The sequence below is a fragment of the Bradyrhizobium sp. USDA 4503 genome, from assembly GCF_054055815.1.
Window position 1 is genome coordinate 6,425,827 of sequence record NZ_JBSRXS010000001.1, and the last position, 25,908, is coordinate 6,451,734.

Here is a 25,908-nt window from a genome sequence, read left to right on the forward strand (position 1 = left end):
AGCCGGGAATTCAATGCAGCCGCACAAGCAGGATCCGAAAACGTCAGCCGCCAGCCAGCCGGGCCTGCTGGCGCCCGACACGACGGGAATGAATTTCTACCGGGCCGATCCGGCGCTGACCGATCTTCTGAAGCTGCATTTGCCCGATGCATTGTTCCGCCATATCGAGCCGCATCTCGACCGCCTCGGTGGATTGGCCGGAGGCTATCTCGACGAATGCGCGCGGCTTGCCGACCGGCATACGCCGGTGTTGCACCAGCGCGACAAGTTCGGCCGCGACGTGCAGCACATCGAATATCATCCGGCCTATCGCGAGATCGAGAAGGCCGCGTTCGGCGAGTTCGGCATTCACGCGCTGTCGCTCCGCAAGGGCATCATGGGCTGGCCCGACAAGTATCCTGTCGTCGCCAAGCACGCCTTCACCTTCCTGTTCAACCAGACCGAATTCGGCATGGGCTGCCCGATCAACGTCACCGACGGGTGCGCCAAGCTGCTGGCAAATTTCGGCAGCGAGGCATTGAAGGCGAAATATCTCGACGGCCTGACCCAGACCGACATGAGCAAGTTGACGCAGGGCGGCCAGTTCATGACCGAGAAGGAGGGCGGCTCCGATGTCGGCACGCTGACCACGCGCGCCGTGCAGGAGGGCGACCACTGGCGGCTCTATGGCGAGAAGTGGTTCTGCTCCAACGCCGATGCCAAGGTGGTGATGCTGCTGGCGCGGCCGGAAGGCGCCGGGCCGGGCACCCGCGGCGTCGGCCTGTTCCTGATGCCGCGTTTCCTCGACGACGGTTCGCAGAACCATTACCGGATCGTGCGGTTGAAGGACAAGCTCGGCACCCGCTCGATGGCCTCGGGCGAGATCAAGTTCGACGGCGCGATCGCCTACGCCGTCGGCAAGCTCGACCGCGGCTTCGTGCAGATGGCCGAGATGGTGAACTCGTCGCGGCTCTCCAACGGCGTGAAATCGACTGCGCTGATGCGCCGCGCCTGGCACGACGCGATGACAGTGGCGCGTGGCCGCGTGGTGTTCGGCCAGCGCATCATCGACCTGCCGCTGGCGCGGCGGCAGCTGACGAAGATCATGCTGCCGACCGAACAGGCGCTGTCGATGAGCTTTTTGACCGCTGACGCGCTCGACCGCGCCGAGGCCGGCAGTCAGGACGCCGCGGCGCTGCTTCGCATCCTGACGCCGACGCTGAAATTCCGCGCCACTCGCGACGCCCGAAAGGTCTGCGGCGATGCGATGGAGATGCGCGGCGGCATCGGCTACATCGAGGAATTCGTCACGCCGCGGCTGCTGCGCGACGCGCATCTCGGCTCGATCTGGGAGGGCACCGGCAATATCGTCGCGATCGATGCGCTGAAGCGTGCGGTCGGCCGCCATGGCGCCGACAATGCTCTCGCCGCCGATCTGCATGCGCGGCTCGATGATAGCGCGAATGTTCCGCAAGCCTGGCGCAACCGGCTGCGCGATCTCAGCGACCGTGCGGTCGCGTTTGCGCGCGAGGTGGCGAGCCGCATCGACAATGAGGGCGACGCGCGCCGCGCCACCAGCCTGCTCTATCATGTCGCAAGCGCGGTCGCGCTGGCGTGGGAGGGCGGGCGCATCCACCAGATGCGCGGCGATGCGCGCCGGCTGTTGCTGTCGCGGATGGTGATCGACCACCGCGTGCTGCCGGGCGATCCGTTCCGGCTAACGGAAAATACCGTTCAGCGCAGGATGACCGAGCACCTGCTCGGCGATCGCGCGGTCGGCATGGCCGAGGTTGGCGAATTGCTTGACGCAGCGTAGGCTGCTGCGCGAGCGAACTTTTCAAACAATCAAAAACGTCAAGGGAGACCCCGATGAAGGCCGCCGTCCTGCATGAAGTCAATCAACCGCTGGTGATCGAGGATGTCAGCGTGCCCAATCCGGGGCCGCGCGAGGTCTTGATCCGCACCGCGGTCGCGGGCCTCTGCCATTCCGATCTGCACTTCATGGAAGGCCTCTATCCGCATCCGCTGCCGGCGGTGCTCGGCCATGAATCGGCCGGCGTGGTTGAGAAGGTCGGCTCCGACGTCAATTACGTGAAGCCCGGCGATCACGTCGTCACCTGCCTGTCGGTGTTCTGCGGCACCTGCGACAACTGCACCACCGGCCGCACCGTGCTGTGCACCGACACCACGGTGAAGATGCTGCCCGGCGCCTCCAACCGCCTGTCATGGGGCAGGAAGGAGAAGCTCAACCAGTTCCTCAATCTGTCGTCCTTCGCCGAGCAGATGCTGGTGCACGAGAACGCCATCGTGAAGATCAAGAAGGAGATGCCGCTCGATCTCGCCGCGCTAATCGGCTGCGGCGTCATCACCGGTTATGGCGCGGTGGTGAACACCGCGAAGGTGACCGCCGGCGAGACGGTGGCTGTGATCGGTTGCGGCGGCGTCGGCATGGCCGCGATCAACGGTGCGCAGATCGCCGGCGCCGGCCGCATCATCGCGATCGATACCAATCCGGCCAAGTTGCAGCTTGCGACCAAGCTCGGCGCCACCGATATCGTCGATCCGGCCCGCGGCGACGTGGTCCAGCAGGTGCGCGAGCTCACCGGCGGCGGCGTGCAGCACTCCTTCGAGGTGCTCGGCCGCAAGGACACCGCCGAGCAGGCCTTCGCCATGCTGGCGGCGGGCGGCACCGCGACCATCGTCGGCATGATCCCGTTCGGCCAGAAGATCGAGCTGCACGGCTTCGACTTCCTGCGCGAGCGCCGCATCCAGGGCTCGTCGATGGGCTCCAACCACTTCCGCGTCGACATGCCGCGGCTCGTCGACTTCTACATGCGCGGCAAGCTGCATCTGGAAGACTGGATCTCGGCCAAGCTGAAGCTCTCCGAGATCAACGAGGGCTTTGCCAACATGAAAGCCGGCAAGACGCTGCGCAGCGTGATCATGTTTGATAGCTGAGCGTGTGTCGTCCCGGCGTAGGCCGGGACCCATACGCCGCGGCCTCGCTTTGGGCACGTGGGTGGACGACTTTCTTTACTCACCACAAGCTGCGGTGGTTATGGGTCCCGGCCTGCGCCGGGACGACACCTGAATCGCTCACCGCGCGACATGCGCGGATACCGCGCGCCATTTTCCGTTCTGCCGCGCCCAGCAATCGGTATAGCGGCCGTGCGCCGGCTCACCGTCCGCGTTGGTGTAGCTGGTCTGGGCGTGGATGATGGCGAAATCGCCGAGGATGCGGATTTTGACGTCCTCGGCCTTCAGGCCCTTGATCTTCACCGGGATCGCGGTCTGCTTCAGGAAGGCAGCGCGGTCTACCAGGCTCTTGTCGGGATTGGTGCAGTAGAAGTCCTGCGCCAGAATTTCGTCGAAGCGCTTGACGTCGCAGTTCTGAACGGAGTCAACGTAGTCCTTGTTGAGCTTCGTGAGCTCCTCGAGATCGTTGCTCATTGGTTTCCTCCCTGGTTCTGCTGTCCGTCATTGCTGTGTCGGCGGCGGCGGCCTCGATACCGTCATCCTGAGGAGCCGCGAAGCGGCGTCTCGAAGGATGCACGGCCCGGCCGGTGGCCGTCGACCCTTCGAGACGCGCGCAACGGCGCGCTCCTCAGGGTGACGGCGATAGAGTTAGGTGCCCTTCGTCGCTCTGCAATGACCGCTGATCAATCATCGAACATCTTCGGCGGCACGAAGCCGCCGAATTCGCGCTCGATCAGCTCGGCGAGCTTGAGCGGCGTGCGGTCCTCGAGCCAGGGGCCGACGATCTGCGCGCCGACCGGCAATCCGTCGGGCGCAAAGCCGGTCGGGATCGCGGTCGAAGGCAGGCCGGGCAGGGTCGCGATGCCGGGCCAGGCGAGCTGGTCGGTGTAGATGTAGGGCTCGCCGTCGATCAATATCCGCCGCTGCTCCTGGTCGGGCTCATGATCGTGCGGATAGGCCGGCGTCGGCATGATCGGGCAGATCACCGCGTCGAACGATTTGAACAGCTCGCGCCATTGCGCGCGCAGCCGCGAGCGGGCGACTGTCGCCTGTACCCAGTCGCGGTGGCTGAGCGCGATGCCGCGCAGCCGTTCGGCCTGCAGGCTGTTGTCGCCGGCGGGCAGCGCGGCCGCTGCCGCGCAGGCGCCGGCATAGACCTCCGGCGGGAAGGTCGCGGCGAGGAACGACAGCAACATCCGCATATAGAGCCGCGAGGACGCCGCGAAATCCGGCAGCAGCGGGCTCGACCGCGATATCTTGGCGCCGGCCTTGTCGAGGTGGCTCGCGAGCTTGTCGATGCTGCCGCGAACCGCCTTGTCGGTCGGCAACACCGAATCGGTGTCGATCACGAGGATCCGGAAATCCTTCAGGCTGGCGTGGCGCGCCGCCGGCAGGTCGAGGCGATAGGCCTTGCCGGCATCGAGCGGATCGGGAGCGGCCATCACGTCGAGCAGCAGCGACAGGTCGGCCGCGCCGCGGGCCATCGGGCCGGTTACCGCAAGGTCGCGCTCATAGATGATGGGCGGTGCCGGCGGCGCGGTGTGGCCGCGCGACGGCAGCAGCGCGAAGGTCGGCTTGTGCGCATAGACGCCGCAATGAAACGCCGGCACGCGCAGCGAGCCGCCGATGTCCGAGCCGAGCGACAGCGCGCCATAGCCCGCGGCGAGCGCCGCCGACGATCCGCCGGAGGAGCCGCCCGGCGTGCGGCCGAGGTCGTAGGGATTGTTGGTGGTGCCGTAGATCTCGTTGTAGCTCTGCCAGTCGGCGAGCCCGACCGGCACGTTGGTCTTGCCGAGGATGACGCCGCCGGCGTCCTTCACGCGCTGAATCGACAGCGCGTCCTCGGTCGGGACAAAATCCTTTTGCGGCAGGAAGCCCCAGGTCGTCGGCAAGCCGGCGACGTTGAAGGATTCCTTCACCGTCATGGGGATGCCGAGCAGCGGCCTGTGCTCGCCGCGCGCGATCGCGGCATCCGCAGCGCGCGCAGCGGCGAGGCCGCGCTCGAAGTCGCGCACGCAGACCGCGTTGACCTTGCCGTCGTGGCGCTCGATGCGGCCGATCGCGTCCTGTGCGAGCTCAACTGCCGAGACCTGCTTGTTGCGCAGCGCCTTCGACAATTCGACGGCGGTCTTGAAGCTGTATTGCGATTTGGCCACGGCGTGCTCCCGGTTTGTTGTTGGCGCGATGATGGGCAGTTTGGCTGCCGCCCGCAAGCGCTGTAGCCGTGACGTTGTCGCCGTGTTTGATCGGAATTGCTCTGCTCTACCTCGCCCCGCTTGCGGGGAGAGGTCGCCGCGCGCTTGCGCGGCGGGTGAGGGGGTACAGGTACGTCGACTTGCGTCACGTGTGGATATGGCCCCTCACCCCAACCCTCCCCGTAAGAACGGGGAGAGGGAGAATTGAACCGTTGCTACGCCGCGCCGATCAGGATGCCGACCGCGAGCACGATCGCGCCGCCGAGCACGATCTGGAATACCGCCTGCAGGAACGGCGTGTCCATGTAGCGCGCGCGGATGAAGGCGATCGCCCACAATTCGAAGAACACCACGATCCCGGCGATCGCGGTCGCGATCCAGAATGCGTTCGGCCAGGCATCGGGCACCAGATAGGGAATGGTGTGGCCGAGCCCGCCGAGCGTCGTCATCAAGCCGCAGGTCAGGCCGCGCAGCCAGGGCGAGCCGCGGCCGGTCAGCGAGCCGTCGTCGGACAGCGCCTCGGCAAAGCCCATGCTGATGCCGGCGCCGATCGAGGCGGCAAGCCCGACCAGGAAGGTTTGCCAGTTGTGATGCGTTGCGAAGGCGGCGGCGAACAGCGGCGCCAGGGTCGAGACCGAGCCGTCCATCAATCCGGCGAGACCCGGCTGCACATATTGCAGCACGAACATCCGCCGCCGCGTGCGGTCTTCCTCGGCGCGCACGTCCGGCTTGAGGATCTCGCCGGTCAGCTTCACCGCGAGCTTCTCGTGGCCCTTCTCCTCCTCGGCGAGATCGCCGAGCAGCCGCCGCACGCCGACATCCTCGGCCTTCTCGGCGGCTTTGGCATAGAAGCGCTCGGCTTCCAACTCCATGGTCTCGACTTCCTTGCGGATGGTGTCGAGCGGCAGGTTCTTGGTGAGCCAGATCGGGCGGCGGCGCAGGAAGCCTTTGACGTCCTCGCGCCGGATCGGCGGCAGATGCGCCCCGAAGCGCTGCTCGTAGGTTTCCAGCAGTCGGTGGCGATGGCCGCGCTCCTCCTCGGCCATCTCCTCGAAAATCTTGGCGGTATCGGGATAGCGCCCGGCGAGATCCTCCGCGAACGTCATGTAGATGCGGCTGTCCTCCTCCTCGGAGGCGATCGCGACCGCCAGCACCTCGCGCTCGGTCAGATCGGCAAAGTTCTTCACGGCAACGCCTTGTTCACAGAGTTTAAAATTAGAATAGTTCTAAACTATAGGGTTGCACCGGCGCCGGGTCAAATCCGGATCGGCCCGGATTCGCTGTTGCAGCACCGGCAAGCCGCGCGGGTTGAGCGAAGAAAACGCCTGAGATCAACGGGATGCGACGCGACGGCCGAACGGGAATCTAGCGCTGTGCGCCGGCGTCTCGCAGGAATGTGAGCAGCAGCCGGCTCACCTCATCGGGCTGCTCCTGCTGCACCCAGTGGCCGGCACCGTCGACCAGATGACAGCCGATCATGTTGGTGCAGGCTTTCGTCTGCATCGCCTCGAACACGCCAGGCCGCTGATAGGTGCCCCAATCCTGTTTGCCCGAAATGAAGGCCGACGGCTGGTCGATCGTGCGGCCGCTCCAGGTCTGTAGCTCCGGGACGAACGCCCCCGAGGTGCCGCAGCGATACCATTGCAGCCCGCCCTGGAATCCGGTCCGCTGATATTCGGCGCTGTAATATGCGAGCTCGCTATCCGGCAGCCACGTGTTGGCGGCGATCGCCTCGCGTGACGGCATCTCCTCGGCGACGGTCGCGGCCATGTCCTTGGCGATATCCATCACGTAATAGGTCGGCAGTTTTGCCAGTTCGCCTGCCGACCAGGATTGCAGCGGATACGGCTTGTTGTCTTTCCAGTCCGCGCTTTTGTGGTGGTAATAGGCACGCAGGAAGTCGTGCACGCCCTGCGGCGCGCGATGCATGTCGTCACTGGCCGGGCGCGTCGAATAGTACCATTGGTAGTGCTTGCGCGGCCGCGGCAGCGCGGCGAGCTCGCGATGCATGGGGTCGTCGGTCGCTGGCTTTGTCGGCGCGCTCGCGGTGTTGAACGGCAGCGACGGCGGCCCCGAAAACGGCGCGCTCATCATCACCACCGCGCGGAACACGTCGGGCCGGATCAGTGCGCACCACGCCGCAACCGACGAGCCGAAATCGTGCCCGATCACCGCATCGACGTGCTTGTAGCCGAACGCAGCGACCAGCCCGAGCGCATCGCGCACCAGATTGGGCAGGCGGAATGACGCAAGATCGCCGTCATACTCCGCACTCCAGCCTGATGTGCGGCCATAGCCGCGCTGGTCCGGCGCGATCACATGATAGCCGGCGGCGGCGAGCTTCGGCATCACCTTGCGCCAGGAGAACGCCAGCTCCGGAAAGCCGTGCAGCAGCAACAGGCAGGGCCGGCCGGATGTTTCGAAGCCCGCTTCCAGCACATGCATGCGCAGGCCGTTGATCCCGTCGACATAACGCGAGCGGATGGTGGAGGGCAGCGGGATGTCGGGGAGGGCTGGCATCGGAGATCACCTGTTTGGCATCGCCGCACAACCAGCGCATTTCGCTGTATGCTGGCGGCCATTGTTTCACGATAGCAACTTTGCCCAGGGGATGCATACCGCATGCGCCACGCCAGGATTGCAGAGCTGACCGGCTCGATGTCGCGCCTCGGTCTGACGGTCGTGGCCGCAAGCTTGATGCTGGCATCGGCCGTGCGTGCCGCCGACATCAAGCAACTGACCGAAAGACTGCCGCACGCCTATATCGGCGAATTCCTGTGGGACGGTGACACGACGGTGCAGCACCTCGTCATCACCTTCGACAAGGTGCAAGCGCTGAACGAGCAGAACGCGGAAGCGCGCGGCTGCGGGTCATACGAGGTCGGCGGTCACGTAACCAAGATCGGCGTGCAGATGTTCATCCGGCTGTCCGATCTCGAGGTCGAGCTGTTTGAGCGGTCGCCCGACGACAGTGGATCGTTCGAGACCGAGGGCAGCCACCGCGGCAAGCTGTCGGAGGATTTTCAGCAGATCGATGCGCAGTGGACCACCACGGCAAATGGCAAGCACGGCCAACTGCATCTGCGCGCCGCGGCGTCTGCCGCGTGCGAACCGGCGGCGGAGTTGTAGGTCGGCGGGGTGCGCGCAAGCGGCGTCCCGCGTGCGCTCTTCATCCTCCCCGGACCGTTTGCACTATTTCGGAATATTGGAAATCTATCTCTGAGTTGCCCGACGTGTCAAGCTGCCTTGTCGAACGCGGGCAGCCGCCAGCTCCTTTGCATGGGGTTGTTTTCGATATTTTGGCCGCGGCGCGACGACGGCCCCTCCGGGGAGCGGCGAACCGCGGTCACGGCCTGGCAGGCACCTTCGGCCAATAGCGGTCGCGCAGATGGCGCTTCACCAGTTTGCCGGTCGGCGTGCGCGGCAGCTCTTGCTCGAAGTCGATGCTCTTGGGGCATTTGATCGGCGACAGATGCTGCCGGCAGAACGCGATCAGCTCGGCCTCGAGCTCCTTGCCGGCCCTGGTGATGTCGTGCGGCTGCACCACGGCCTTGACCTCTTCGCCCATCTCCTCGTTCGGCACGCCGAACACCGCGACGTCGGACACCGCCGGATGCGTGATCAGGACGTCCTCGGTCTCCTGCGGATAGATGTTCACGCCGCCGGAGATGATCATGTAGCTCTTGCGGTCGGTCAGATAGAGGAAGCCCTCTTCGTCGAGGTAGCCGACATCGCCGAGCGTCGACCAGCCCTTGGTGTTGTAGGCCTTCTTCGTCTTCTCCGGATCGTTGTGATAGGAGAACGCCGGCGCGTCGGCGAAAAAGACCTGACCGATCTGGCCGGTCGGCGCTTCCTCGTCGTTCTCGTCGAGGATCTTGACCTTGCCGACCACCGCGCGGCCGACCGTGCCGCGGTGGGTCAGCCATTGCTGCGAGGTCGAGACCGTGACGCCATTGCCTTCGGAGCCGGCGTAATACTCGATCAGGATCGGTCCCCACCATTCGATCATCTTGGCCTTGACGTCGACCGGGCAGGGCGCCGCGGCGTGGATCGCGCCTTTCAGCGACGAGACCTTGTAGCGTGCGCGCACTTCGTCGGGCAGCTTCAGCATGCGCACGAACATGGTCGGCACCAGCTGCGACTGCGTCACCTTGTGCTTCTCGACCTGCTTCAGAAATTCCTCGGCGTCGAAATGCTCCATGATGACGGAGGTGCCTCCGAGCACGGTGGCCATCATGTTGAAGCGCAGCGGGGCCGCGTGATAGAGCGGCGCCGGCGACAGATAGATGCTGTCGGCATTCATGCCGCACATGTCGGCGGTGAGAATGCGCAGGAACGGGTTCGGCACGTCGATCCGGTTGCCCTCGAACTGCTTCTTGATGCCCTTGGGTCGGCCGGTGGTGCCGGAGGAATACATCATGTCGTAGCCGGCGACCTCGTCGGCAACCGGCGTGGTCGGCTGCGCGCCGGCTTCCTTGTCGTAGGAGCGGAAGCCCGGTGAGGGCTCGTCCATCATGTAGAACAGCGGCTCGCCCGCTTCGCCCTTGATCAGGCCCTTCGCCTTGTCGGCGCACTGCGGGGTGGTGATGAACACCTTCGCGCCGCAGTCCTTGATGATGTAGGCGATCTCTTCTTCCGTCAGATAGCGGCTGATCGCCGTGTAATAGAGACCCGAGCGCTGCGCTGCCCAGCAGATCTCCATGAATGCGAGCCGGTTTTCCATCAGCAGCGCGATGTGGTCACCGGCCTTCAGGCCGAGCGAGCGGAACAGATGCGCGCCCTGGTTCGAAAGCTCGTCGAGCTCGCGATAGGTGATGGCCTTGCCGGACGCCGCCATCTGATAGGCGATCTTGTTCGGATGGGTGCGCGCGTGGACCGACGGATGGGTCATTGTGTTTCCTCGGAGCATCAATAGTGGTCGTCCCCGCGAACGCGGGGACCCATAACCACCAATTTTTCTTGTTGGACTGAGTTGTGGCCCCAGCCGCGCCTAACCACAAACGGCTGTGGTTATGGGTCCCGGCCTACGCCGGGACGACATCATTGTTGTGGCCGCTGATGCGGACTTTCCTTACAGCCGCTCGACAATCGTCACATTGGCCATGCCGCCGCCTTCGCACATGGTCTGCAGGCCGTAGCGCTTGTTGCGCTGCTTGAGGGCATGCAGCAGCGTCGTCATCAGCTTGGTGCCGCTGCCGCCGAGCGGATGGCCGAGCGCGATCGCGCCGCCGTTGACGTTGAGCCGGGCCGGATCGGCGCCGGTGGTCTTCAGCCAAGCGGTCGGCACCGAGGCGAAGGCCTCGTTGACCTCGAAGAGATCAATGTCGTCAATCTTCATGCCGGCCTTCTGCAGCGCGCGCTGGGTTGCCGGCAGCGGCGCTTCCAGCATGATCACGGGGTCGCCGCCCATCATGGTGAGGTGATGGATGCGCGCCATCGGCTTGACGCCGAGCGCCTTCAGGCCCTTCTCGTTGACGACCATGACGCCGGAGGCGCCGTCGCAGATCTGGCTGGCGCTCGCCGCGGTGAGCTTGCCGTTCTCGGCGATCAGCTTGACGCCCTTGATGCCGTCGAGGCTGGCGTCGAAGCGGATGCCTTCGTCGATGTGATGGGTATCGGTCGAGCCGTCGGCGCGGGTGATCATGACCGGCACGATCTCGTCCTTGAAGTGGCCGGCTTGCGTGGCCGCGATCGCGCGCTGATGGCTGTTATAGGAGTATTCGTCGAGCTCGTCCTTCGACAGGCCGTACTTCTCGGCCATCATCTCCGCGCCGGTGAACTGGCTGAACACGATGTTGGGATACTTCGCCTCGATGCCCGGGCTCTTGTAGTGGCCGAAGCCGTTCTTGGCGGGCAGCGAGGAGGCGAGGCCCATCGGCACGCGGGTCATCGATTCCACGCCGGCGGCGATCACGCAGTCCATCGTGCCAGACATCACCGCCTGCGCCGCGAAGTGCAGCGCCTGCTGCGAGGAACCGCACTGGCGGTCGATCGAGGTGGCTGGCACGCTCTCCGGCAGCTTCGAGGCCATCACCGCGTTGCGCGCGATGTTGGTGGACTGTTCGCCGGTCTGCATCACGCAGCCCATGATCACGTCCTCGACCTGCGCCGGGTCGGCGCCGGTGCGCTCGACCAGCGCATCGAGCACGGTCGCGGCCAGATCGGCCGGATGCCAGCCGGCGAGGCGTCCTCCCTTGCGGCCGCCCGCGGTGCGAGCGGCGGCGACGATATATGCCTCGGCCATGTCTGATCTCCCTGATGTTTCCGGATTGGGCGGTCTGAAAGTTGGGCCGGATTTAAGGGGTGGCTCAGCATTTAGTCAATCAATCAATTAACTCTTGAGTGCGGCCCCGCCATGGGCTTATGTGCGGCCTCGATTTACCGTCGACCCCTGACACAGAGCGGGACCAGAGCGCAGTTGAATACCAGCGTACCGACGAAACTTCCGGCCGGCAAAAATGCCACCGCCGACAAGCTTTTGGTTGCGGCCAGTGAGCTGATGATCGAGCGCGCCTCGATCGAGGTCTCGTTGTCCGACATCGCGCAGAAGTCGGGCGTCAACGCCGCGCTGGTGAAATATCATTTCGGCAACAAGGACGGGTTGTTGTTGGCGCTGCTGGCGCGCGACGCCGCCACCGAGATATCGCAACTCGAATATCTCATCAGCCAACCGATCACGCCGTCCGCAAAATTGCGGCTGCATATCGGCGGCATCATCCGCGCCTATCACCAGTTCCCCTATATGAACCGGCTGATCCATTATCTCCTGCACGAGAGCTCGCCTGCCGCTGCGAACGAGGTGTCGAAATTCTTCGTCGCGCCGCTTTTGGATTTTCACCGCCGGCTGCTCGCAGAAGGCATCAAGGCCGGTGAATTCCGCAAGATCGATCCGGTGCTGTTCTACACCAGCCTGATCGGCGCCTGCGATCATCTGTTCTTCGGCCGCCACGCGATGTCGCGCGCGGTCGGCGTCGGTCCGGTCACCGACGAGGTCTGCCGCGATTACATCAAGCACATGGAAGCCTTGATCTTCGGCGGCGTGCTCAATCCCGATAAGGAAACGGCAGCAGTCGCCGCCGGATAACAAGGTTCGAGTCTAGAGAAGAAACGCCCAAGGAAAGGTTGTATCCATGCAGTTGAAAGACGTTGCCGTTCTCATCACCGGCGGTGGCTCCGGCCTTGGTGCCGCAACCGCGCGCGCCATGGCCGCCAAGGGCGCCAAGATCGGCGTGATCGACCAGAACAAGGAAAACGCTGAGAAAGTCGCCGCCGAGGTGAAGGGCGTCGCGCTGCATGCCGACGTCACCGACGAGGACGCGATCAAGGCTGCGATCGCCAAGGCCGAGGCCGCGCACGGCATCGCGCGCGTGCTGATGAACTGCGCCGGCATCGGCGGCTCGCAGCGCATCGTCGGCAAGGACGGCGTCTATCCGCTGGCGAAGTTCGTCCGCATCATCAACGTCAATTTGATCGGCACCTTCAACGTGCTGCGCCTGTTCGCCGAGCGGCTGGCGACCGAAGCCCCGATCGGCGAGGAGCGCGGCGTCGCGATCAACACCGCATCGGTCGCGGCCTATGAAGGCCAGATCGGCCAGATCGCCTATTCCGCCTCGAAGGGCGGCGTCGTCGGCCTCACGCTGCCGGCCGCGCGCGACCTCGCCAGCCTGAAGATCCGCGTCAACACCATCGCGCCGGGCCTGTTCCTGACGCCGCTGTTGATGGGTCTGAACGAGGAAGCGCGTAAGAGCCTCGGCGCCCAGGTGCCGCATCCGGCCCGCCTCGGCGATGCCTCGGAATACGGCAATCTCGCGGTCCACATCGTCGAGAACCCGATGCTCAACGGCGAAACCATCCGCCTCGACGGCGCCATCCGCATGGCGCCGCGCTAACGGCGAATTCCGCTGTCGTCCCGGCCTTGCGCGCAATTGCGCGCTGGAGCCGGGACCCATACTCCGCGGCGTCTGTAACAGGCAAGCTGGCAGACACCGCGCAAAACAACAAAAGCCTGTGGTTATGGGTCCCGGCTCGCGCTTCGCTTGGCCGGGACGACGGTCGGGAGGACCATGCGCGTGTCTCAGCCGCTGCTGATCGAACATCACGACGGGGTCGATTGGGTCACGCTCAATCGCCCCGAGAGCCTCAACGCACTCGACCCTTCGCTGATCGACGCGCTCAACGTCTATTTCCAGGGCCTGCAGCGCAATCGCGACACCCGCGTCGTGGTGCTGAAGGGCGCCGGTGCGAATTTCTGCGCCGGGCTCGATCTCAAGCACGCGATGGCGCGCCGTGGTGGACAGACCGAGCCGCCCGGCATCACGGAGTCGCTGGACTCGCAGCGGCGCATCGCCGACATCGTGATGCTGATGCGGCGCGCTCCGCAGCCGATCATCGCGCTGGTGCAGGGCGCGGCCGCCGGCGGCGGCTTCGCGCTGGCGCTTGCCGCCGACATCCGCATCGCGGCGAAGAACGCGCGGATGAATTGCGCCTTCATCAAGCTCGGTCTCGGCGGCTGCGATATCGGCACCAGCTATTTCCTGCCGCGCCTCGTCGGTGTGTCGGTTGCGTCCGAATTGATCCTCACCGGGCGCTTCATCCATGCCGACCGCGCGCTTGCGGTCGGCCTGGTGTCCGAGGTGGTCGAGGCCACCGATCTTGATGCGGCGGCCAATCCTTATGTCGAGGCAATGATGACGGCCTCGCCGGTCGGTCTCCGCCTCTCGAAGGAATGCATCAACATGAGCGTCGATGCCGGCTCGATCGAGGCCGTGATCGCGATGGAAGATCGCAATCAGGTGCTGTGCAGCCGCTCGGAAGATTTCCAGGAAGGCATCAGGGCCTTTCTCGAGAAACGAAAGCCTGTCTATATCAGGCGCTGAGAACAGATCCTCAAAAGGACAAGAATTCCGGGAGACGCAAAATGGATGGAGACGCGGCGATGCTGACGAAACCTGCCTTTCGCAAGGTAGATTGGCTCGCACGTGACATCGCGGTCGAGCGGCGCGGTGACGGCACCGTCGTCCTGAAGTCGCGGATTCCGCTCCAGGCCTACGAGACGCATATTCCGGCCTATCTCGCCAAATGGGCGGCGCAGGCGCCGGAGCGGATCTGGCTCGCGCAACGCGGTGGTCCCGACCGGCAATGGCGCAAGGTCTCCTATGGCGAAGCCAAGCGCACCGTCGATGCGCTGACGCAAGGCCTGCTCGATCTCGGCGTCGGCGACGGCCGGCCCGTCGCGATCCTGTCAGGCAATTCGATCGAGCACGCGCTGATGACGCAGGCCGCGATGCAGGCGCGGCTGCCGGCCGCGCCGGTGTCGCCGGCCTATTCGCTGATGAGCCAGGATCATCTCAAGCTTAAATACCTGTTCAACCTGATCAAGCCGGCCGTCGTGATGGTGCAGGACGGCCCGACCTTCGAGAAGGCGCTGAAGGCGATCGATCTCACCGGCATCACGGTAGTCCACGTCTTGCGTCCCTGCGAGGGGATCAAGAGCGCGGCCTTTGCCGACCTTGCGGCAACGCCGGTGACGGCTGCGGTCGGTGAGTCCATCGCGAAGATCGCGCCCAGGACCGTCGGCAAGCTGCTGTTCACCTCGGGCTCGACCGGCATGCCCAAGGCCGTCATCAACACCCAGGAGATGATGTGTGCCAACGCGGCGATGATGATGCAGGTGCGCCCGCGTGAAACGGAGGGACCGATCGCGACGGTGCTCGACTGGATGCCGTGGAATCACACCATGGGCGGCAACGCCGCGTTCAATCCGGTGCTGGTCGATGGCGGCACGCTCTATATCGACGACGGCCGGCCGATGCCGGGCCAGCTCGAGGAGACCATCAGGAACCTGCGCGAGGTGTCGCCGACCTATTACGCCAACGTGCCGGCCGGCTATGCGGCGCTCGCCGCCGCGATGGAGAAGGACGAGGCGCTGTGCGCGAGCTTCTTCAAGAACCTCTCGATCATGGCCTATGGCGGCGCCCGGCTGCCCGACGATCTCTATGACCGCATGCAGGCGCTGGCGGTGAAGACCACGGGCGAGCGCATCGTGTTCTACACCGGTTGGGGCTCGACCGAGACCGCGCCGACCTCGACCGGCACCTATTGGGACACCGAGCGCGTCGGCCTGATCGGCCTGCCGTTCCCTGGCGTCGAGCTGAAGATGGTGCCGTGCGGCTCGAAATATGAATTGCGGCTGCGCGGCGTCAACGTCACGCCAGGCTATTTCGGCCAGGCGGACCTCACGGCCAAGATGTTCGACGAGGAAGGCTTCTACTGCATCGGCGATGCCGGCGTGTTCGTCGATCCCGAAGATCCGCTGCAAGGCATCATCTTTGCCGGCCGGGTGGTCGAGGATTTCAAGCTGACCACCGGCACGTTCGTGCATGTCGGCTCGTTGCGCACCGATGCGATATCAGCCGCGACGCCGGTCGTGCATGACGCGCTGGTTGCGGGGCAGGACCGTGAGTTCATCGGCCTGCTGTGCTGGCCGAACCTGCACGCCTGCCGCCAGCTCGTCGGCAATGCCGATGCCAGCTACGAGGACGTGATCCGGCATCCCGAAGTGCTTGCCTGCCTGAAGAAGGGTTTGCAGGCGCACAATGCGTCCACCACCGGCAGCAGCATGCGTATCGCGCGTGCGATGCTGATGGTCGAGCCGCCGTCGATCGACGGCAACGAGCTCACCGACAAGGGCTACATCAACCAGCGCGCCGGCCTCGAACGCCGCGCCGCACTGGTCGAGAAGCTGTATGCCGGCAAGCCCGGCGACGACGTGATCATCTTGAACTGATCCTACGAAAGCAAACGCGTCATTTCGGGGCGCGCGAAGCGTGAACCCGGAATCCAGAGGTTCCTTACGTCGAGATTCCGGGTTCGATGCTGCGCATCGCCCCGGAATGACAGCAAGAAAAGGTAAGCGCCATGAATTTCGATTTCTCCGACGAACAGAAGCAGATGCGCGACGAGGCGCGGAAATTCCTCAGCGAACAGTGCCCGCCGAAAGCCGTGCGCGAGGTGCTCGACGGCAAGGCGCCTTACGACAAGGCGCTGTGGAAGGGCCTCGCCGAGATGGGCTTCCTTGGCGTTGCGATCCCGGAACAGTTCGGCGGTGCGGGCGCCGGCCATCTCGAGCTCTGCGTGATCGCGGAGGAAATGGGCCGCGCGCTGGCGCCGGTGCCGTTTTCCTCCACCGTCTATCTCGCCGCCGAAGCGATCCTGATCGCAGGCAGCGACGCGCAGAAGCAGAAGTGGCTGCCGAAGATCGCCGCGGGCGAAGCCATCGGCACGCTGGCGCTGTTCGAAGGCAAGGGCAACCCGTCGCCGAAAGCGATCAAGCTCACGGCCAATGGCGGCGTGCTCAACGGCGTCAAGAAGCCGGTGCCGGATGGCGCGATCGCCGATTTCGCCGTTGTCGCCGCGCGCACCGGCTCGAGCGGACGCGAGTCCGATATTTCCCTGTTCATCGTCGATCTCAAGGCCGGCGGCGTCGAGGTCAAGTCGCTCACCAACATCGACCTGACCCGCGGCCAGGCCGAATTCACCTTCAAGGATGCGAAGGCCGAGCCGCTCGGCGCTACCGGCGAGGGCTGGAGCGTCATCTCCCAGGTGCTGGATCGCGCGGCCGTGTTGACGGCATTCGAGCAGGTCGGCGGCGCCGACCGCGCGCTGGAGATGGGCCGCGACTATGCGCTTGATCGTATTGCCTTTGGCCGGCCGATCGGCTCGTTCCAGGCGGTCAAGCACATGCTGGCCGACATGTATGTGTCGGCGACGCTGGCGCGCTCAAATTGCTACTACGGCGCCTGGGCGCTCTCGACCAATGCCGGCGAATTGCCGGAAGCCGCCGCCGCTGCGCGCATCAGCGCGACGCAGGCATTCCAGCATTGCGCCAAGAACAACATCCAGGTGCATGGCGGCATGGGCTTCACCTGGGAGTTCGACTGCCACATGTACTACCGCCGCGCCAACGCGGTGGCGCTCGGTCTCGGCAGCCTGTCCTATTGGGAAGACGCGCTGATCGACCGCATGCGCAAGAAGAACGCGGCGTAACGATACGATTCGTCATTCCGGGGCGCGCGTTGCGCGAACCCGGAATCCGGAGGTTGGGAATCGAGATTCCGGGTTCGATGCTGCGCATCGCCCCGGAATGACGGAAAGAAAGCCACCATGAATTTCGATGATACCCCACAGGAGGCCGCATTCCGCGCCGAGGCGAAAGCCTGGATCGCGGCCAATGCACCGAAGCAACATGAGGACGAGCTGCGCAAGGCCTCGCTCGGCCGTGTTGCGCTCAAGGGCGCCAACATTCTCGAGGTCGCGAAGGCCTGGCAGAAGAAGAAGGCCGATGCCGGCTGGGCCTGCCTGCACTGGCCGAAGGAGTATGGCGGCCGCGGCTCGTCGCCGATCGAGCGCGTGATCTGGCAGCAGGAGGAGGGCCCGTTCGGCCGCCTTAGCTCGATGTTCATCATCGGCCACGGCATGTGCGGCCCGACCATGATGGCGTTCGCCGGCGAGGAGCAGAAGCGCAAACATCTGCCGCCGCTTGCCTCCGGCGAGAAGATCTGGTGCCAGCTGTTCTCCGAGCCGGCCGGCGGCTCCGACGTCGCCGGCCTGCGCACCCGCGCCGAGAAGCATGGCGACGAGTGGGTGATCAACGGCCAGAAGATCTGGACCTCGGGCGCGCATTATTCCGACTACGGCATCTTGCTCACCCGCACCGACCCGACCGTGCCCAAGCACAAGGGCCTCACCATGTTCTTCCTGGACATGAAGAGCCCGGGCGTCGAGGTCAGGCCGATCAAGCAGGCGAGCGGCGCCTCCGACTTCAACGAGGTCTATTTCACCGACGTGCGCATTCCGGACTCGCAGCGGCTCGGCAATGTCAATGACGGCTGGAACGTGTCGCTGACCACGCTGATGAACGAGCGGATGTCGATCGGCGCCGGTGTCGCCACCGGCTTTCCCGAGCTGTTCGACTTCTGCAACAGCCTGATGCTGGAGGACGGCCCCGCGATCGAGAACCGCGCGGTGCGCTCCAAGCTCGCCAACTGGGCCGTGAAGGCGAGCGGGCTGAAATACACCAGCATGCGCGCGATCTCGGCGCTGTCGAAGGGCGAGCGTCCGGGACCGGAGAATTCGATCGGCAAGCTGGTCGCCGGCTCGATGATCCAGGACGTCGCGACCTATGCGCTCGATCTGCAGGGCGCGGCCGGCGCGCTGAACGGGATTGAGGATGCCGAGGTCGCCGGCAAATTCCAGGCGATGCTGCTGCGCGCGCCGGGCACCCGCGTCGAGGGTGGCACCGACGAGATCATGCGCAACATCATCGCCGAACGCGTGCTGGGCCTGCCCGGCGACATCAGGGTCGACAAGGACGTCCCCTTCAACAAGATCCCGACCAAGGGAAGAGCTTAACCGTCGTTCCGGGGCGGCGCGAAGCGGCGAACCCGGAACTCGAGCGACATAACTTCTAGATTCCCCGATGCGCAACCGCGCATCTGAGGTTCGCGCTGCGCGCGCCCCGGAATGACAAAGAAAAGGAGCCGCCATGAATTTCGATGACACGCCGCAGGAAGCCGAGTTCCGCGCCATCGCCCGCAACTGGATCGCGGCCAATGCGCCGAAGGAGTTCGAAGAGGAGCTCTCGAAGTCGTCGCTCGGCCGTATCAGGCTCGCCAGGCACGACATGGTCGAGGTCGGCAAGGCTTGGCAGAAGAAGAAGGCCGAGGGCGGCTGGGCCTGCTTGCACTGGCCGAAGGAATATGGCGGCCGCGGCGCCACCCCGATCGAGCGCGTGATCTGGCAGCAGGAAGAGGGCGTCTACGGCAAATTGACCCAGCCGTTCCAGATCGGCGAGGGCATGTGCGGCCCGACCGTGATGGCCTGGGGCAGCGAGGATGCCAAGCGCCGCTATCTGCCGAAGCTCGCCTCCGGCGAGGAGATCTGGTGCCAGCTGTTCTCCGAGCCGTCGGCCGGCTCCGACGTCGCGGGGCTGCGCACCCGCGCCGAGAAGAAAGGCGACAATTGGGTCGTCAACGGCCAGAAGATCTGGACGTCAGGCGCGCATTACTCCGACTACGGCCTCCTGATCGCGCGCACCGATCCGAATGTCCCGAAGCACAAGGGCCTCACGATGTTCTTCCTCGACATGAAGAGCCCCGGCGTCGAGGTGCGGCCGATCAAGCAGGCCAACGGCATGCAGGAGTTCAACGAGGTCTATTTCACCGACGTCGTAATCCCGGACAGCCAGCGGTTAGGGGCGGTCGGCGAGGGCTGGAGCGTGTCGCTGACCACGCTGATGAACGAGCGCATGTCGATCGGCGCGCGGCTCGCCACCGGCGTGCCCGAGATGTTCGAGTTCTGCTCCAATTTGATGCTGGAGGACGGTCTTGCGATCGACGATCCGGCGGTGCGCTCCCGACTTGCGAGCTGGGCGGTGAAGGCGAGCGGGCTGAAATACACCAGCTACCGCGCCATCTCGGCGCTGTCGAAGGGCGAGCGACCGGGCCCGGAAAACTCCATCGGCAAGCTCGTCTCCGGCCTGATGCTGCAGGATATCGCGACCTATGCGATGGACCTTGAAGGCGCGGCGGGCAGCCTCACCGGCACCGATGAGGAGCAGGCCAACGGCCAGTTCCAGCAGATGCTGCTGTCGTCGCCCTCGATGCGCATCGCCGGCGGCACCGACGAGATCCTGCGCAACATCATCGCCGAGCGCGTGCTGGGCCTGCCCGGCGACATTCGCGTCGACAAGGATGTGCCCTACAACAAGATCCCGACCAAGGGGCGGGGTGGTTAGTCGTCATTCCGGGGCGATGCGAAGCATCGAACCCGGAATCTCGAGATTCCGGATTCACGCTTCGCGTGCCCCGGAATGACGAAAAAAGAGGATATATCATGGACGCGAAGACACCGAACCCGCGCTACGCGACCGAGGACCGTATCGGCGCGCTCGAGGAATTGCTCAACGAGCGCTACTCGGTGCGCGCGTTCCAGCCGCGCGAGGTGCCGCGCGAGGTCATCGAGCACATTGTGTCGACCGCGCAGCGCACCGCATCCTGGTGCAACAGCCAGCCTTGGCAGGTGCTGATCGTCTCCGGCGAGGCCAAGGAGCGGTTTCGCAAGGCGATCTATGCCGAGGCGTCGCGCGGCCTCGGCGAGGATTACGACTTCACGCCGCCGCGCGAATATGTCGGGGTCTATCTGGAGCGCCGCCGCGAAAGCGGTTTCCAGCTCTACAACACGCTCGGCATCGCGCGCGGCGACAAGGCGGCCTATGCAAAACAGGCGCTGGAGAACTACAATTTCTTCGGCGCGCCGCACATTGCCGTGATCCACACCAATGAGCCGCTCGGCATCTATGGTGCGATCGACTGCGGCGGCTATGTCTCGAACTTCATGCTGGCGGCGCAGGCGCTCGGGCTCGGCACCATCCCGCAGGCGGCGATCGCGCGCCATTCCGGGCTGATCCGTCGTCATTTCAACCTGGCCGACGATCGCCGGGTTGTCTGCGGTATCTCGTTCGGCTATGCGGATCACGCGCAAAAGGTGAATAGCTACCGCACGTCGCGCGCGACCGTGGAAGACACTGTCACATTCGTCGATGTATAATTTCCTCAAGGCGGGAAGGTCGGTTCACTCCCCGCCGAGGACAAGAAAAGCTACAAAGAAACGACAAGAACAAAAATGGCGAATAACGCCTCCCTGACGCCGGCTGAGATCAGCTGGCAGCTGCACCGTCTGCCTGCACTCGAGCGCGACGCGTTCATCGCCGCGCATTACCTGGGACAGGGCGTTGCCTGGAAGACCCGCTTCTTCGACGCGATCGACTGGGGCGCGGGCTCGGTGCTGCAATTCAGCTTCCTGCAACGCGGCTGGCATCGCCATTCGCGGCTCGACAATCCGATCTATGCCTATATCGACATCGAGCAACATCCGGAAACCCGCGGCCTGCGTCGCGGCCGGCGGATCGATCTTGAGGGCACGATCAAGGGCGTCGACTTCGTGACCGGGATTACGCTGACGCTGGAGCGGTTCGAGATCCTGCCGGTCAATTTTTTCGACCGCTTCGTGATCAGCTCCGACAGCCGCTACTAGCAAGCAGCGAACCGCAGACTCTGCTCCACCTCGCCCCGCGCGCGGCAGGGGTGTCCGGGGAATGATTCACTGTGTCGCGGTGCATGCTCGGCAGGACCGAGGCAAATCGGTCTTTTCTGGTTGTCGAGACACAGAGGGCCGAGCATGCGATATCGCGGTAGCATTTTTGGAAGGCTGCTTGAACCGATCAATCGACGGCAGTTTCAGACGGTTGTGGATCGTCTGGACGGGGATGCCTACGACAAGTCGTTCAGGAGCTGGGATCATCTGGTGGCGCTGATCTATGCCCAGCTTAGCGGCCACAGCAGTCTGCGCGGGGTGGTGACTGGCTTCAACGCCAATTCGCAGCATCACTATCACTTGGGAACCGGCAAGCTGTCGCGCTCGACGTTGTCCGATGCCAATGCCCGCCGTCCGATCGGCATTTTCGCGCAAACCTTTGCGGCGCTGTCGGCGATGGCGCGTCGCCAGCTGCGGAGTGAAGGCATGGAGATGGTGCGTCTGATCGACGCCAGTCCGATCCCGCTCGGCAAGGTCTGCAGTTGGGCGACGTGGAACGGCCGCATCCGCGGCATGAAGCTGCATGTCGTCTACGACCCAAGGAGCGATGTCCCGACCTGCGTCGAGATGACGGCCGCGAACGTCAATGACATCGAGATCGGCCGACAGACCCCAATCCAGCCCGCCACCACCTATGTGTTTGACAAGGGCTATTGCCGTTTCGACTGGTGGCAGAAGATCAATGATAGCAAGGCTTTCTTCGTTACCCGGGCGAAGACGAGCATCCGTCTTCGCTCGCTCAGGCATCGCGCCATCCGCAAGCGTAACGGGGATGGCTTCGAAATCCTTGCCGATGACGAGGTGAAGCTCACCAGCAAGGGCGATTCGCGCCTTCCAATCCCGCTCCGCCGCATCAAGATCAGACGCGAGAAAGGCGGCAAGATCACACTCCTGACCAACGACCTTGCCCGTAGCGCCGTCGAGATCGCCGCCCTCTACAAGAGCCGATGGCAAATCGAGCTGCTGTTCCGCTGGATCAAGCAGCATCTCGATATTCGCAAGTTCCTCGGCGCCAACGACAACGCGATCCGCCTTCAGGTGCTCGCTGCGATGATTGCCTACCTGCTGCTGCGCATCGCCGCTCACACCAACTGCATCAAAATGCTCCCGCTCAGGTTCGCCGAACTCGTCGGCCAGCTCCTGCTCACGCGTCGATCCCTCGCTGCCATCGACAAACCTCCGCCCATCAACCCCAGCCGTCGGAAATCAACCATCTCACCTGACCAGATGGAGCTCCGCTATGCCTGAATTTCCCCGGACACCCCTGCGCGCGCGGGGAGAGGTCGGAACGCATCGTTAGATGCGTTCCGGGTGAGGGGAGTCTCAGCAAGCGCAGCTATCACCGTATGCGCGGAGACAGCCCCCTCACCCCGTAAGAACGGGGCGAGGGAGCGCACTGCTCCTGCGGCTCCATTCAACCCAATCTCATTACGCTTCAGCGTCCCGCCACCGCGCGGCGGGCTGGCGCGTCGGCATAGCGCGCGGCCATCGCGCTCGTCAGCTCGGCCATCTTCTCGCGCAACTCTAACGGCGCGACCACTTCGGCCTCGGCGCCGAGCCGCAGCAATTCGGTCGCCGCATGCCACACCGTCTTGCCGACCGGCATGGTGGCGAGCCGCCAGCCGTCGGCGTCGGTGCCATCAGTGAGCCGCATCCGCGCCTTCACGTAAGGATGCGCAAGCGCATCGAACAGTTTCAGCCCGAGCGGCGACAGCCGCACCGTGGCCTCGTTCGGATGCAGCTCGGCCTCCAGCCGCTCGATCGAGGCGCCCCAATAGGCGGCGAGGTCGAACTCCGCCGGCCGCGCGAACGGCGTCTCCAGCACGGTGCAATCCAGCACGCGCGCGACGCGGTAGGTGCGCACATTGCCGTCGACGAGGCCGGCGAGATACCAGCTGCCGCCCTTTAGCACGAGGCCGAGCGGCGCCACGCGCCGCCGCTTCTCGGCTTTCCAGCTCTGGTAGCGGATCTCGAGCATGGTCTCGCGCAGCACGGCGCCGGCGATGGCGCGCAGATGCTCCGGCTCCTCGGTCTCGCCGAACCAGCCGGGCGCGTCGAGATGGAAGCGCTGCTGCATCCCTCGCGCGTTGGGCCGCAGGTTCTCCGGCAGCGCCGCCATCAGCTTGGTCTGCGCCGCCACCATCGCGGCATCGAGGCCGAGCGCGGCGGCGGGCCCCGGGAGACCGGCCATGAACAGCGCCTCGGCCTCGCCCTGCGACAGGCCGTTGAGCCGGACGCGATAGCCGTCGAGCAGGCGATAGCCGCCCTCGGCACCGCGGTCGGCATAGACGGGAACGCCGGCGGCGGCGAGCGCGTCGATGTCGCGGTAGATCGTGCGCACCGAAACCTCGCAGGCCTCCGCAAGCTCGGGCGCGGTGACCTGCCCCCGCGCCTGCAGGGTGGTGAGGATGGAAAACAGCCGGCTCGCGCGCATGGCTGGATCATACCTGACACAAGATGTCAGGTATAGGCGGACATAAGGAGGCCATGCCCCCGACGGCGCAAGGAGACCCGCCATGACCACCACCACCGACCGCGTCACGCTGTATTATTCGCCGCAAAGCCGCGCCACCGGCACCCGCGTGCTGCTGGAGGAACTCGGCGCGCCGTATAACCTGCACGTCCTGAACATGAAGGCCGGCGAGCAGCGCAAGGACGCCTATCTCGCCATCAATCCGCTCGGCAAGGTGCCGGCGATCCGCCATGGTGACGCGCTGGTCACCGAGCAGGTCGCGATCTTCATCTATCTCGCCGATCTGTTTCCGCAGGCCGGCCTGACGCCGGCGCTGAACGATCCGCGCCGCGGCCCGTATCTGCGCTGGATCGCCTATTACGGCGCATCGTTCGAGCCGGCCGTGATCGACCATTTCATGAAGCGCGAGCCCGCGCCGATCACGCAGTCGCCCTATGCCGATTACGACACCATGCTGGGCGCGTTGGAATCGCAGCTGGCAAAGGGGCCCTATCTGCTCGGCGAAGAGATCACGGCGGCCGACATCCTCTGGGGCATCGCGCTCTCTTGGACCATGATGTTCGGCATCGTGCCGAAAAGGGACGTGTTCGTCCGCCATGCCGAGCGCATCGCCGCGCGCCCGGCCTTCCAGCGGATATCGAAGGCCGACGACGAGATGGCGGCGCAGCATGCCGCGGCCGCCGGGGTGTGATACGGATCGGGCCGATGGCGAAAGTCCTGCACAGCACCAACTGCTTCAACACCCTGATCCGCGTCGCGGAGGACTGCCCGGCGCAGCGCGGCGAGGAGCCGCAGTTGCGCGGCGGCCAGCCGACGGTTGCCGTGCTGCAATACCGGATGATCGCGGGCGCGCCCTACAAGTACACCTCCGACGATGTGGTGTTCGCGACGTCGGCGGCCGGCCGCGTGCTCGATGCGAAAGCAGCGAAGAAGGCGCGCAGCCTCGCCCGCGAGACGTTCTTCTCGCGCGGCCAGGCCTGCATGCGCGCCTCGCCGCTCGGCAAGCGTTTCGGCTGGGGCGTCCATGCCGACGCCGAGGGCCGCATCGCGCTCTACGCCGTCGACAGCAAGCGCTACCAGGCACTCGCCGCGGATCCTGACATCGCGCAGGTCCGCGCGATGCGGTCGAAGCGGGCGTGAAGAGGCACTGCTCTCATCCTCCCCTGGAGGGGGAGGATCGGTTCGCATGCAATGCGAACCGAGGTGGGGTGATCTCTCCACTCGGGCACCGTTCGTGCTGAGAGATCACCCCACCCCGTCTCACATTCCGCTGCGCTCCATGTGACCCGACCCTCCCCCTCCAGGGGAGGGTGAAGGGAGTGTGCCGTGCGACCAATCGCTAAAACCGCGGCGCCCGCTTCTCGGCGAAGGCCTTGATGCCTTCCTTGATCTCGTCGCCGCGCATGCTGTCGCGGTGGCGGGCGTCGGCGGCGGCTTCATCCAGTGCGCCGCGGGCGAATTCGTTGATTGCGCGCTTCATGCCGGCCATCGCCTTGGGCGCGTTGCCCGCCAAAATCGTCGCGAGCTTGTCGACTTCCTCGTCGAGCAGATCGAGCGATACCATCGCGGAGAGATAGCCGATCCGCAGCATCTCCGGCGCCGATATCTTCTGCGCGGTCAGGAACAGCATCCTGGCGTTGTCGACGCCGAGCCGCGTGACGTAGCGCTGGATGCCGCTCTTGTAATAGTGCAGCCCGAGCCGTGCCGCCGGCATGAACATCTCGGCGGTATCGACGCCGATGCGGAAGTCGCAGGCGAGCGCGAGGTCGGTCGAGCCGCCATAGACCCCGCCATTGAGCCGGCAGATCGTCGGCACGCTGAGATCCTCGAGGCGGTTGACCACGACCTCGAACGCCGAACCCGCGCTCTGCTGCTCGCTGGCGCTCACCGCGCGCTCGGCGACGGAGTTGAGGTCGTAGCCGGCGGAGAACGCGCGGCCGGTTCCGGTCAGCACCAGCACGCGGATCGCGGGATCGGCCTCGATCCGGTCGAACAATGTCAGCAGCTCGCCGAGGTCCTCGGCCTGCAGGCGGTTGAGATGCTTCGGCCGGTTGAGGCGGATCGTTGCGCGTGCGCCCGCGATTTCGAGCACGGGTCCGCTGGCGGTGTCGGCCGCGTCAGCCATCTTGGTCT

At 65.0% G+C, this 25,908-nt stretch carries 23 protein-coding genes; 15 read left to right on the plus strand and 8 right to left on the minus strand.

Annotated elements, in window-relative coordinates:
* The first annotated feature begins 13 nt into the window (after positions 1 to 13).
* On the plus strand, positions 14 to 1,795 hold the full coding sequence (locus ACVMIH_RS30510; RefSeq protein ID WP_456866586.1) for an acyl-CoA dehydrogenase family protein: 1,782 nt from the start codon (positions 14 to 16) through the stop codon (positions 1,793 to 1,795).
* A 53-nt stretch (positions 1,796 to 1,848) separates the two neighbouring features.
* A complete protein-coding gene (locus ACVMIH_RS30515; RefSeq protein WP_018269116.1) occupies positions 1,849 to 2,937 on the plus strand; it encodes a Zn-dependent alcohol dehydrogenase in 1,089 nt (362 codons plus the stop codon).
* Positions 2,938 to 3,075: 138 nt separating this feature from the next.
* Here ACVMIH_RS30515 and ACVMIH_RS30520 read toward each other — a convergent pair whose 3' ends face one another.
* The 4 genes from ACVMIH_RS30520 to ACVMIH_RS30535 form a co-directional block, all read right to left on the minus strand.
* On the minus strand, positions 3,076 to 3,429 hold the full coding sequence (locus ACVMIH_RS30520) for a nuclear transport factor 2 family protein (RefSeq protein WP_057020071.1): 354 nt from the start codon (positions 3,427 to 3,429) through the stop codon (positions 3,076 to 3,078).
* A 209-nt stretch (positions 3,430 to 3,638) separates the two neighbouring features.
* Positions 3,639 to 5,111 (minus strand): amidase, encoded by a 1,473-nt coding sequence (locus ACVMIH_RS30525; RefSeq protein ID WP_057020070.1) that lies wholly within the window; start codon positions 5,109 to 5,111, stop codon positions 3,639 to 3,641.
* A gap of 254 nt (positions 5,112 to 5,365) precedes the next feature.
* Positions 5,366 to 6,337: an iron exporter MbfA gene (mbfA, locus tag ACVMIH_RS30530; RefSeq protein ID WP_057016287.1), complete on the minus strand. Its 972-nt coding sequence runs from the start codon at positions 6,335 to 6,337 to the stop codon at positions 5,366 to 5,368.
* Positions 6,338 to 6,515: 178 nt separating this feature from the next.
* Positions 6,516 to 7,670 (minus strand): alpha/beta fold hydrolase, encoded by a 1,155-nt coding sequence (locus ACVMIH_RS30535; RefSeq protein WP_456864456.1) that lies wholly within the window; start codon positions 7,668 to 7,670, stop codon positions 6,516 to 6,518.
* Between the two features lie 102 nt (positions 7,671 to 7,772).
* On the opposite strand from ACVMIH_RS30535, the gene ACVMIH_RS30540 reads away from it, so the two are divergent.
* The gene (locus ACVMIH_RS30540; RefSeq protein ID WP_229193324.1) at positions 7,773 to 8,279 is read left to right on the plus strand and encodes a hypothetical protein; all 507 of its coding nucleotides are present in this window, start codon (positions 7,773 to 7,775) and stop codon (positions 8,277 to 8,279) included.
* A 217-nt stretch (positions 8,280 to 8,496) separates the two neighbouring features.
* On the opposite strand, the gene ACVMIH_RS30545 is transcribed toward ACVMIH_RS30540, so the two are convergent.
* The gene (locus ACVMIH_RS30545; RefSeq protein WP_456864458.1) at positions 8,497 to 10,041 is read right to left on the minus strand and encodes an acyl-CoA synthetase; all 1,545 of its coding nucleotides are present in this window, start codon (positions 10,039 to 10,041) and stop codon (positions 8,497 to 8,499) included.
* A 180-nt stretch (positions 10,042 to 10,221) separates the two neighbouring features.
* Positions 10,222 to 11,394 (minus strand): acetyl-CoA C-acetyltransferase, encoded by a 1,173-nt coding sequence (locus tag ACVMIH_RS30550; RefSeq protein WP_456864460.1) that lies wholly within the window; start codon positions 11,392 to 11,394, stop codon positions 10,222 to 10,224.
* 111 nt (positions 11,395 to 11,505) lie between these two features.
* Between ACVMIH_RS30550 and ACVMIH_RS30555 the strand changes: the two genes are divergently transcribed.
* The 10 genes from ACVMIH_RS30555 to ACVMIH_RS30600 all read left to right on the plus strand — a co-directional run bounded on the left by ACVMIH_RS30555 (position 11,506) and on the right by ACVMIH_RS30600 (position 22,550).
* Entirely contained in the window at positions 11,506 to 12,234 is a 729-nt protein-coding gene (locus tag ACVMIH_RS30555; RefSeq protein ID WP_076832549.1) for a TetR family transcriptional regulator, read from the plus strand.
* Between the two features lie 46 nt (positions 12,235 to 12,280).
* Positions 12,281 to 13,039 (plus strand): SDR family NAD(P)-dependent oxidoreductase, encoded by a 759-nt coding sequence (locus ACVMIH_RS30560; protein WP_016847447.1) that lies wholly within the window; start codon positions 12,281 to 12,283, stop codon positions 13,037 to 13,039.
* A gap of 180 nt (positions 13,040 to 13,219) precedes the next feature.
* Entirely contained in the window at positions 13,220 to 14,026 is an 807-nt protein-coding gene (locus ACVMIH_RS30565) for an enoyl-CoA hydratase/isomerase family protein (protein ID WP_456864462.1), read from the plus strand.
* 41 nt (positions 14,027 to 14,067) lie between these two features.
* Positions 14,068 to 15,936 carry an AMP-binding protein gene (locus tag ACVMIH_RS30570; protein WP_456864464.1) on the plus strand — a complete coding sequence of 623 codons (1,869 nt, stop codon included), beginning with the start codon at positions 14,068 to 14,070 and terminating at the stop codon, positions 15,934 to 15,936.
* 131 nt (positions 15,937 to 16,067) lie between these two features.
* A complete protein-coding gene (locus ACVMIH_RS30575) occupies positions 16,068 to 17,195 on the plus strand; it encodes an acyl-CoA dehydrogenase family protein (protein WP_076832544.1) in 1,128 nt (375 codons plus the stop codon).
* Positions 17,196 to 17,312: 117 nt separating this feature from the next.
* Complete coding sequence (locus tag ACVMIH_RS30580) at positions 17,313 to 18,560, plus strand: acyl-CoA dehydrogenase (protein WP_057016279.1); 1,248 nt, start codon at positions 17,313 to 17,315, stop codon at positions 18,558 to 18,560.
* 133 nt (positions 18,561 to 18,693) lie between these two features.
* Positions 18,694 to 19,944: an acyl-CoA dehydrogenase gene (locus ACVMIH_RS30585; RefSeq protein WP_057016278.1), complete on the plus strand. Its 1,251-nt coding sequence runs from the start codon at positions 18,694 to 18,696 to the stop codon at positions 19,942 to 19,944.
* 98 nt (positions 19,945 to 20,042) lie between these two features.
* Positions 20,043 to 20,756: a nitroreductase gene (locus ACVMIH_RS30590; protein ID WP_168858638.1), complete on the plus strand. Its 714-nt coding sequence runs from the start codon at positions 20,043 to 20,045 to the stop codon at positions 20,754 to 20,756.
* 75 nt (positions 20,757 to 20,831) lie between these two features.
* Complete coding sequence (locus ACVMIH_RS30595; protein ID WP_057016276.1) at positions 20,832 to 21,242, plus strand: hypothetical protein; 411 nt, start codon at positions 20,832 to 20,834, stop codon at positions 21,240 to 21,242.
* Positions 21,243 to 21,386: 144 nt separating this feature from the next.
* A complete protein-coding gene (locus ACVMIH_RS30600; protein ID WP_456864466.1) occupies positions 21,387 to 22,550 on the plus strand; it encodes an IS4 family transposase in 1,164 nt (387 codons plus the stop codon).
* Positions 22,551 to 22,737: 187 nt separating this feature from the next.
* Here ACVMIH_RS30600 and ACVMIH_RS30605 read toward each other — a convergent pair whose 3' ends face one another.
* Positions 22,738 to 23,736, minus strand: a complete 999-nt coding sequence (locus ACVMIH_RS30605) for a helix-turn-helix transcriptional regulator (protein ID WP_456864468.1) — start codon at positions 23,734 to 23,736, stop codon at positions 22,738 to 22,740.
* A gap of 82 nt (positions 23,737 to 23,818) precedes the next feature.
* Here ACVMIH_RS30605 and ACVMIH_RS30610 point away from each other — a divergent pair, with 82 nt between their 5' ends.
* Both ACVMIH_RS30610 and ACVMIH_RS30615 read left to right on the plus strand, forming a co-directional pair.
* Positions 23,819 to 24,466, plus strand: a complete 648-nt coding sequence (locus tag ACVMIH_RS30610; protein ID WP_168857591.1) for a glutathione S-transferase family protein — start codon at positions 23,819 to 23,821, stop codon at positions 24,464 to 24,466.
* 14 nt (positions 24,467 to 24,480) lie between these two features.
* Positions 24,481 to 24,915 carry a DUF6157 family protein gene (locus tag ACVMIH_RS30615; RefSeq protein ID WP_057016273.1) on the plus strand — a complete coding sequence of 145 codons (435 nt, stop codon included), beginning with the start codon at positions 24,481 to 24,483 and terminating at the stop codon, positions 24,913 to 24,915.
* 199 nt (positions 24,916 to 25,114) lie between these two features.
* Here the strand turns inward: ACVMIH_RS30615 and ACVMIH_RS30620 are convergent, their stop codons facing one another.
* Entirely contained in the window at positions 25,115 to 25,900 is a 786-nt protein-coding gene (locus ACVMIH_RS30620) for an enoyl-CoA hydratase/isomerase family protein (RefSeq protein WP_456864471.1), read from the minus strand.
* Between the last annotated feature and the right edge of the window lie 8 nt (positions 25,901 to 25,908).

Coding starts and splice junctions, on each gene's coding strand:
- ACVMIH_RS30595 (WP_057016276.1), top strand. CDS start 20,832: ATGGCGAATAACGCCTCCCTGACGCCGGCTGAGATCAGCTGGCAGCTG.
- ACVMIH_RS30590 (WP_168858638.1), top strand. CDS start 20,043: ATGGACGCGAAGACACCGAACCCGCGCTACGCGACCGAGGACCGTATC.
- ACVMIH_RS30620 (WP_456864471.1), bottom strand. CDS start 25,900: ATGGCTGACGCGGCCGACACCGCCAGCGGACCCGTGCTCGAAATCGCG.
- ACVMIH_RS30570 (WP_456864464.1), top strand. CDS start 14,068: ATGGATGGAGACGCGGCGATGCTGACGAAACCTGCCTTTCGCAAGGTA.
- ACVMIH_RS30610 (WP_168857591.1), top strand. CDS start 23,819: ATGACCACCACCACCGACCGCGTCACGCTGTATTATTCGCCGCAAAGC.
- ACVMIH_RS30575 (WP_076832544.1), top strand. CDS start 16,068: ATGAATTTCGATTTCTCCGACGAACAGAAGCAGATGCGCGACGAGGCG.
- ACVMIH_RS30585 (WP_057016278.1), top strand. CDS start 18,694: ATGAATTTCGATGACACGCCGCAGGAAGCCGAGTTCCGCGCCATCGCC.
- ACVMIH_RS30605 (WP_456864468.1), bottom strand. CDS start 23,736: ATGCGCGCGAGCCGGCTGTTTTCCATCCTCACCACCCTGCAGGCGCGG.
- ACVMIH_RS30520 (WP_057020071.1), bottom strand. CDS start 3,429: ATGAGCAACGATCTCGAGGAGCTCACGAAGCTCAACAAGGACTACGTT.
- ACVMIH_RS30545 (WP_456864458.1), bottom strand. CDS start 10,041: ATGACCCATCCGTCGGTCCACGCGCGCACCCATCCGAACAAGATCGCC.
- ACVMIH_RS30600 (WP_456864466.1), top strand. CDS start 21,387: ATGCGATATCGCGGTAGCATTTTTGGAAGGCTGCTTGAACCGATCAAT.
- ACVMIH_RS30550 (WP_456864460.1), bottom strand. CDS start 11,394: ATGGCCGAGGCATATATCGTCGCCGCCGCTCGCACCGCGGGCGGCCGC.
- ACVMIH_RS30560 (WP_016847447.1), top strand. CDS start 12,281: ATGCAGTTGAAAGACGTTGCCGTTCTCATCACCGGCGGTGGCTCCGGC.
- ACVMIH_RS30535 (WP_456864456.1), bottom strand. CDS start 7,670: ATGCCAGCCCTCCCCGACATCCCGCTGCCCTCCACCATCCGCTCGCGT.
- ACVMIH_RS30515 (WP_018269116.1), top strand. CDS start 1,849: ATGAAGGCCGCCGTCCTGCATGAAGTCAATCAACCGCTGGTGATCGAG.
- ACVMIH_RS30540 (WP_229193324.1), top strand. CDS start 7,773: ATGCGCCACGCCAGGATTGCAGAGCTGACCGGCTCGATGTCGCGCCTC.
- ACVMIH_RS30615 (WP_057016273.1), top strand. CDS start 24,481: ATGGCGAAAGTCCTGCACAGCACCAACTGCTTCAACACCCTGATCCGC.
- ACVMIH_RS30510 (WP_456866586.1), top strand. CDS start 14: ATGCAGCCGCACAAGCAGGATCCGAAAACGTCAGCCGCCAGCCAGCCG.
- ACVMIH_RS30580 (WP_057016279.1), top strand. CDS start 17,313: ATGAATTTCGATGATACCCCACAGGAGGCCGCATTCCGCGCCGAGGCG.
- ACVMIH_RS30555 (WP_076832549.1), top strand. CDS start 11,506: ATGGGCTTATGTGCGGCCTCGATTTACCGTCGACCCCTGACACAGAGC.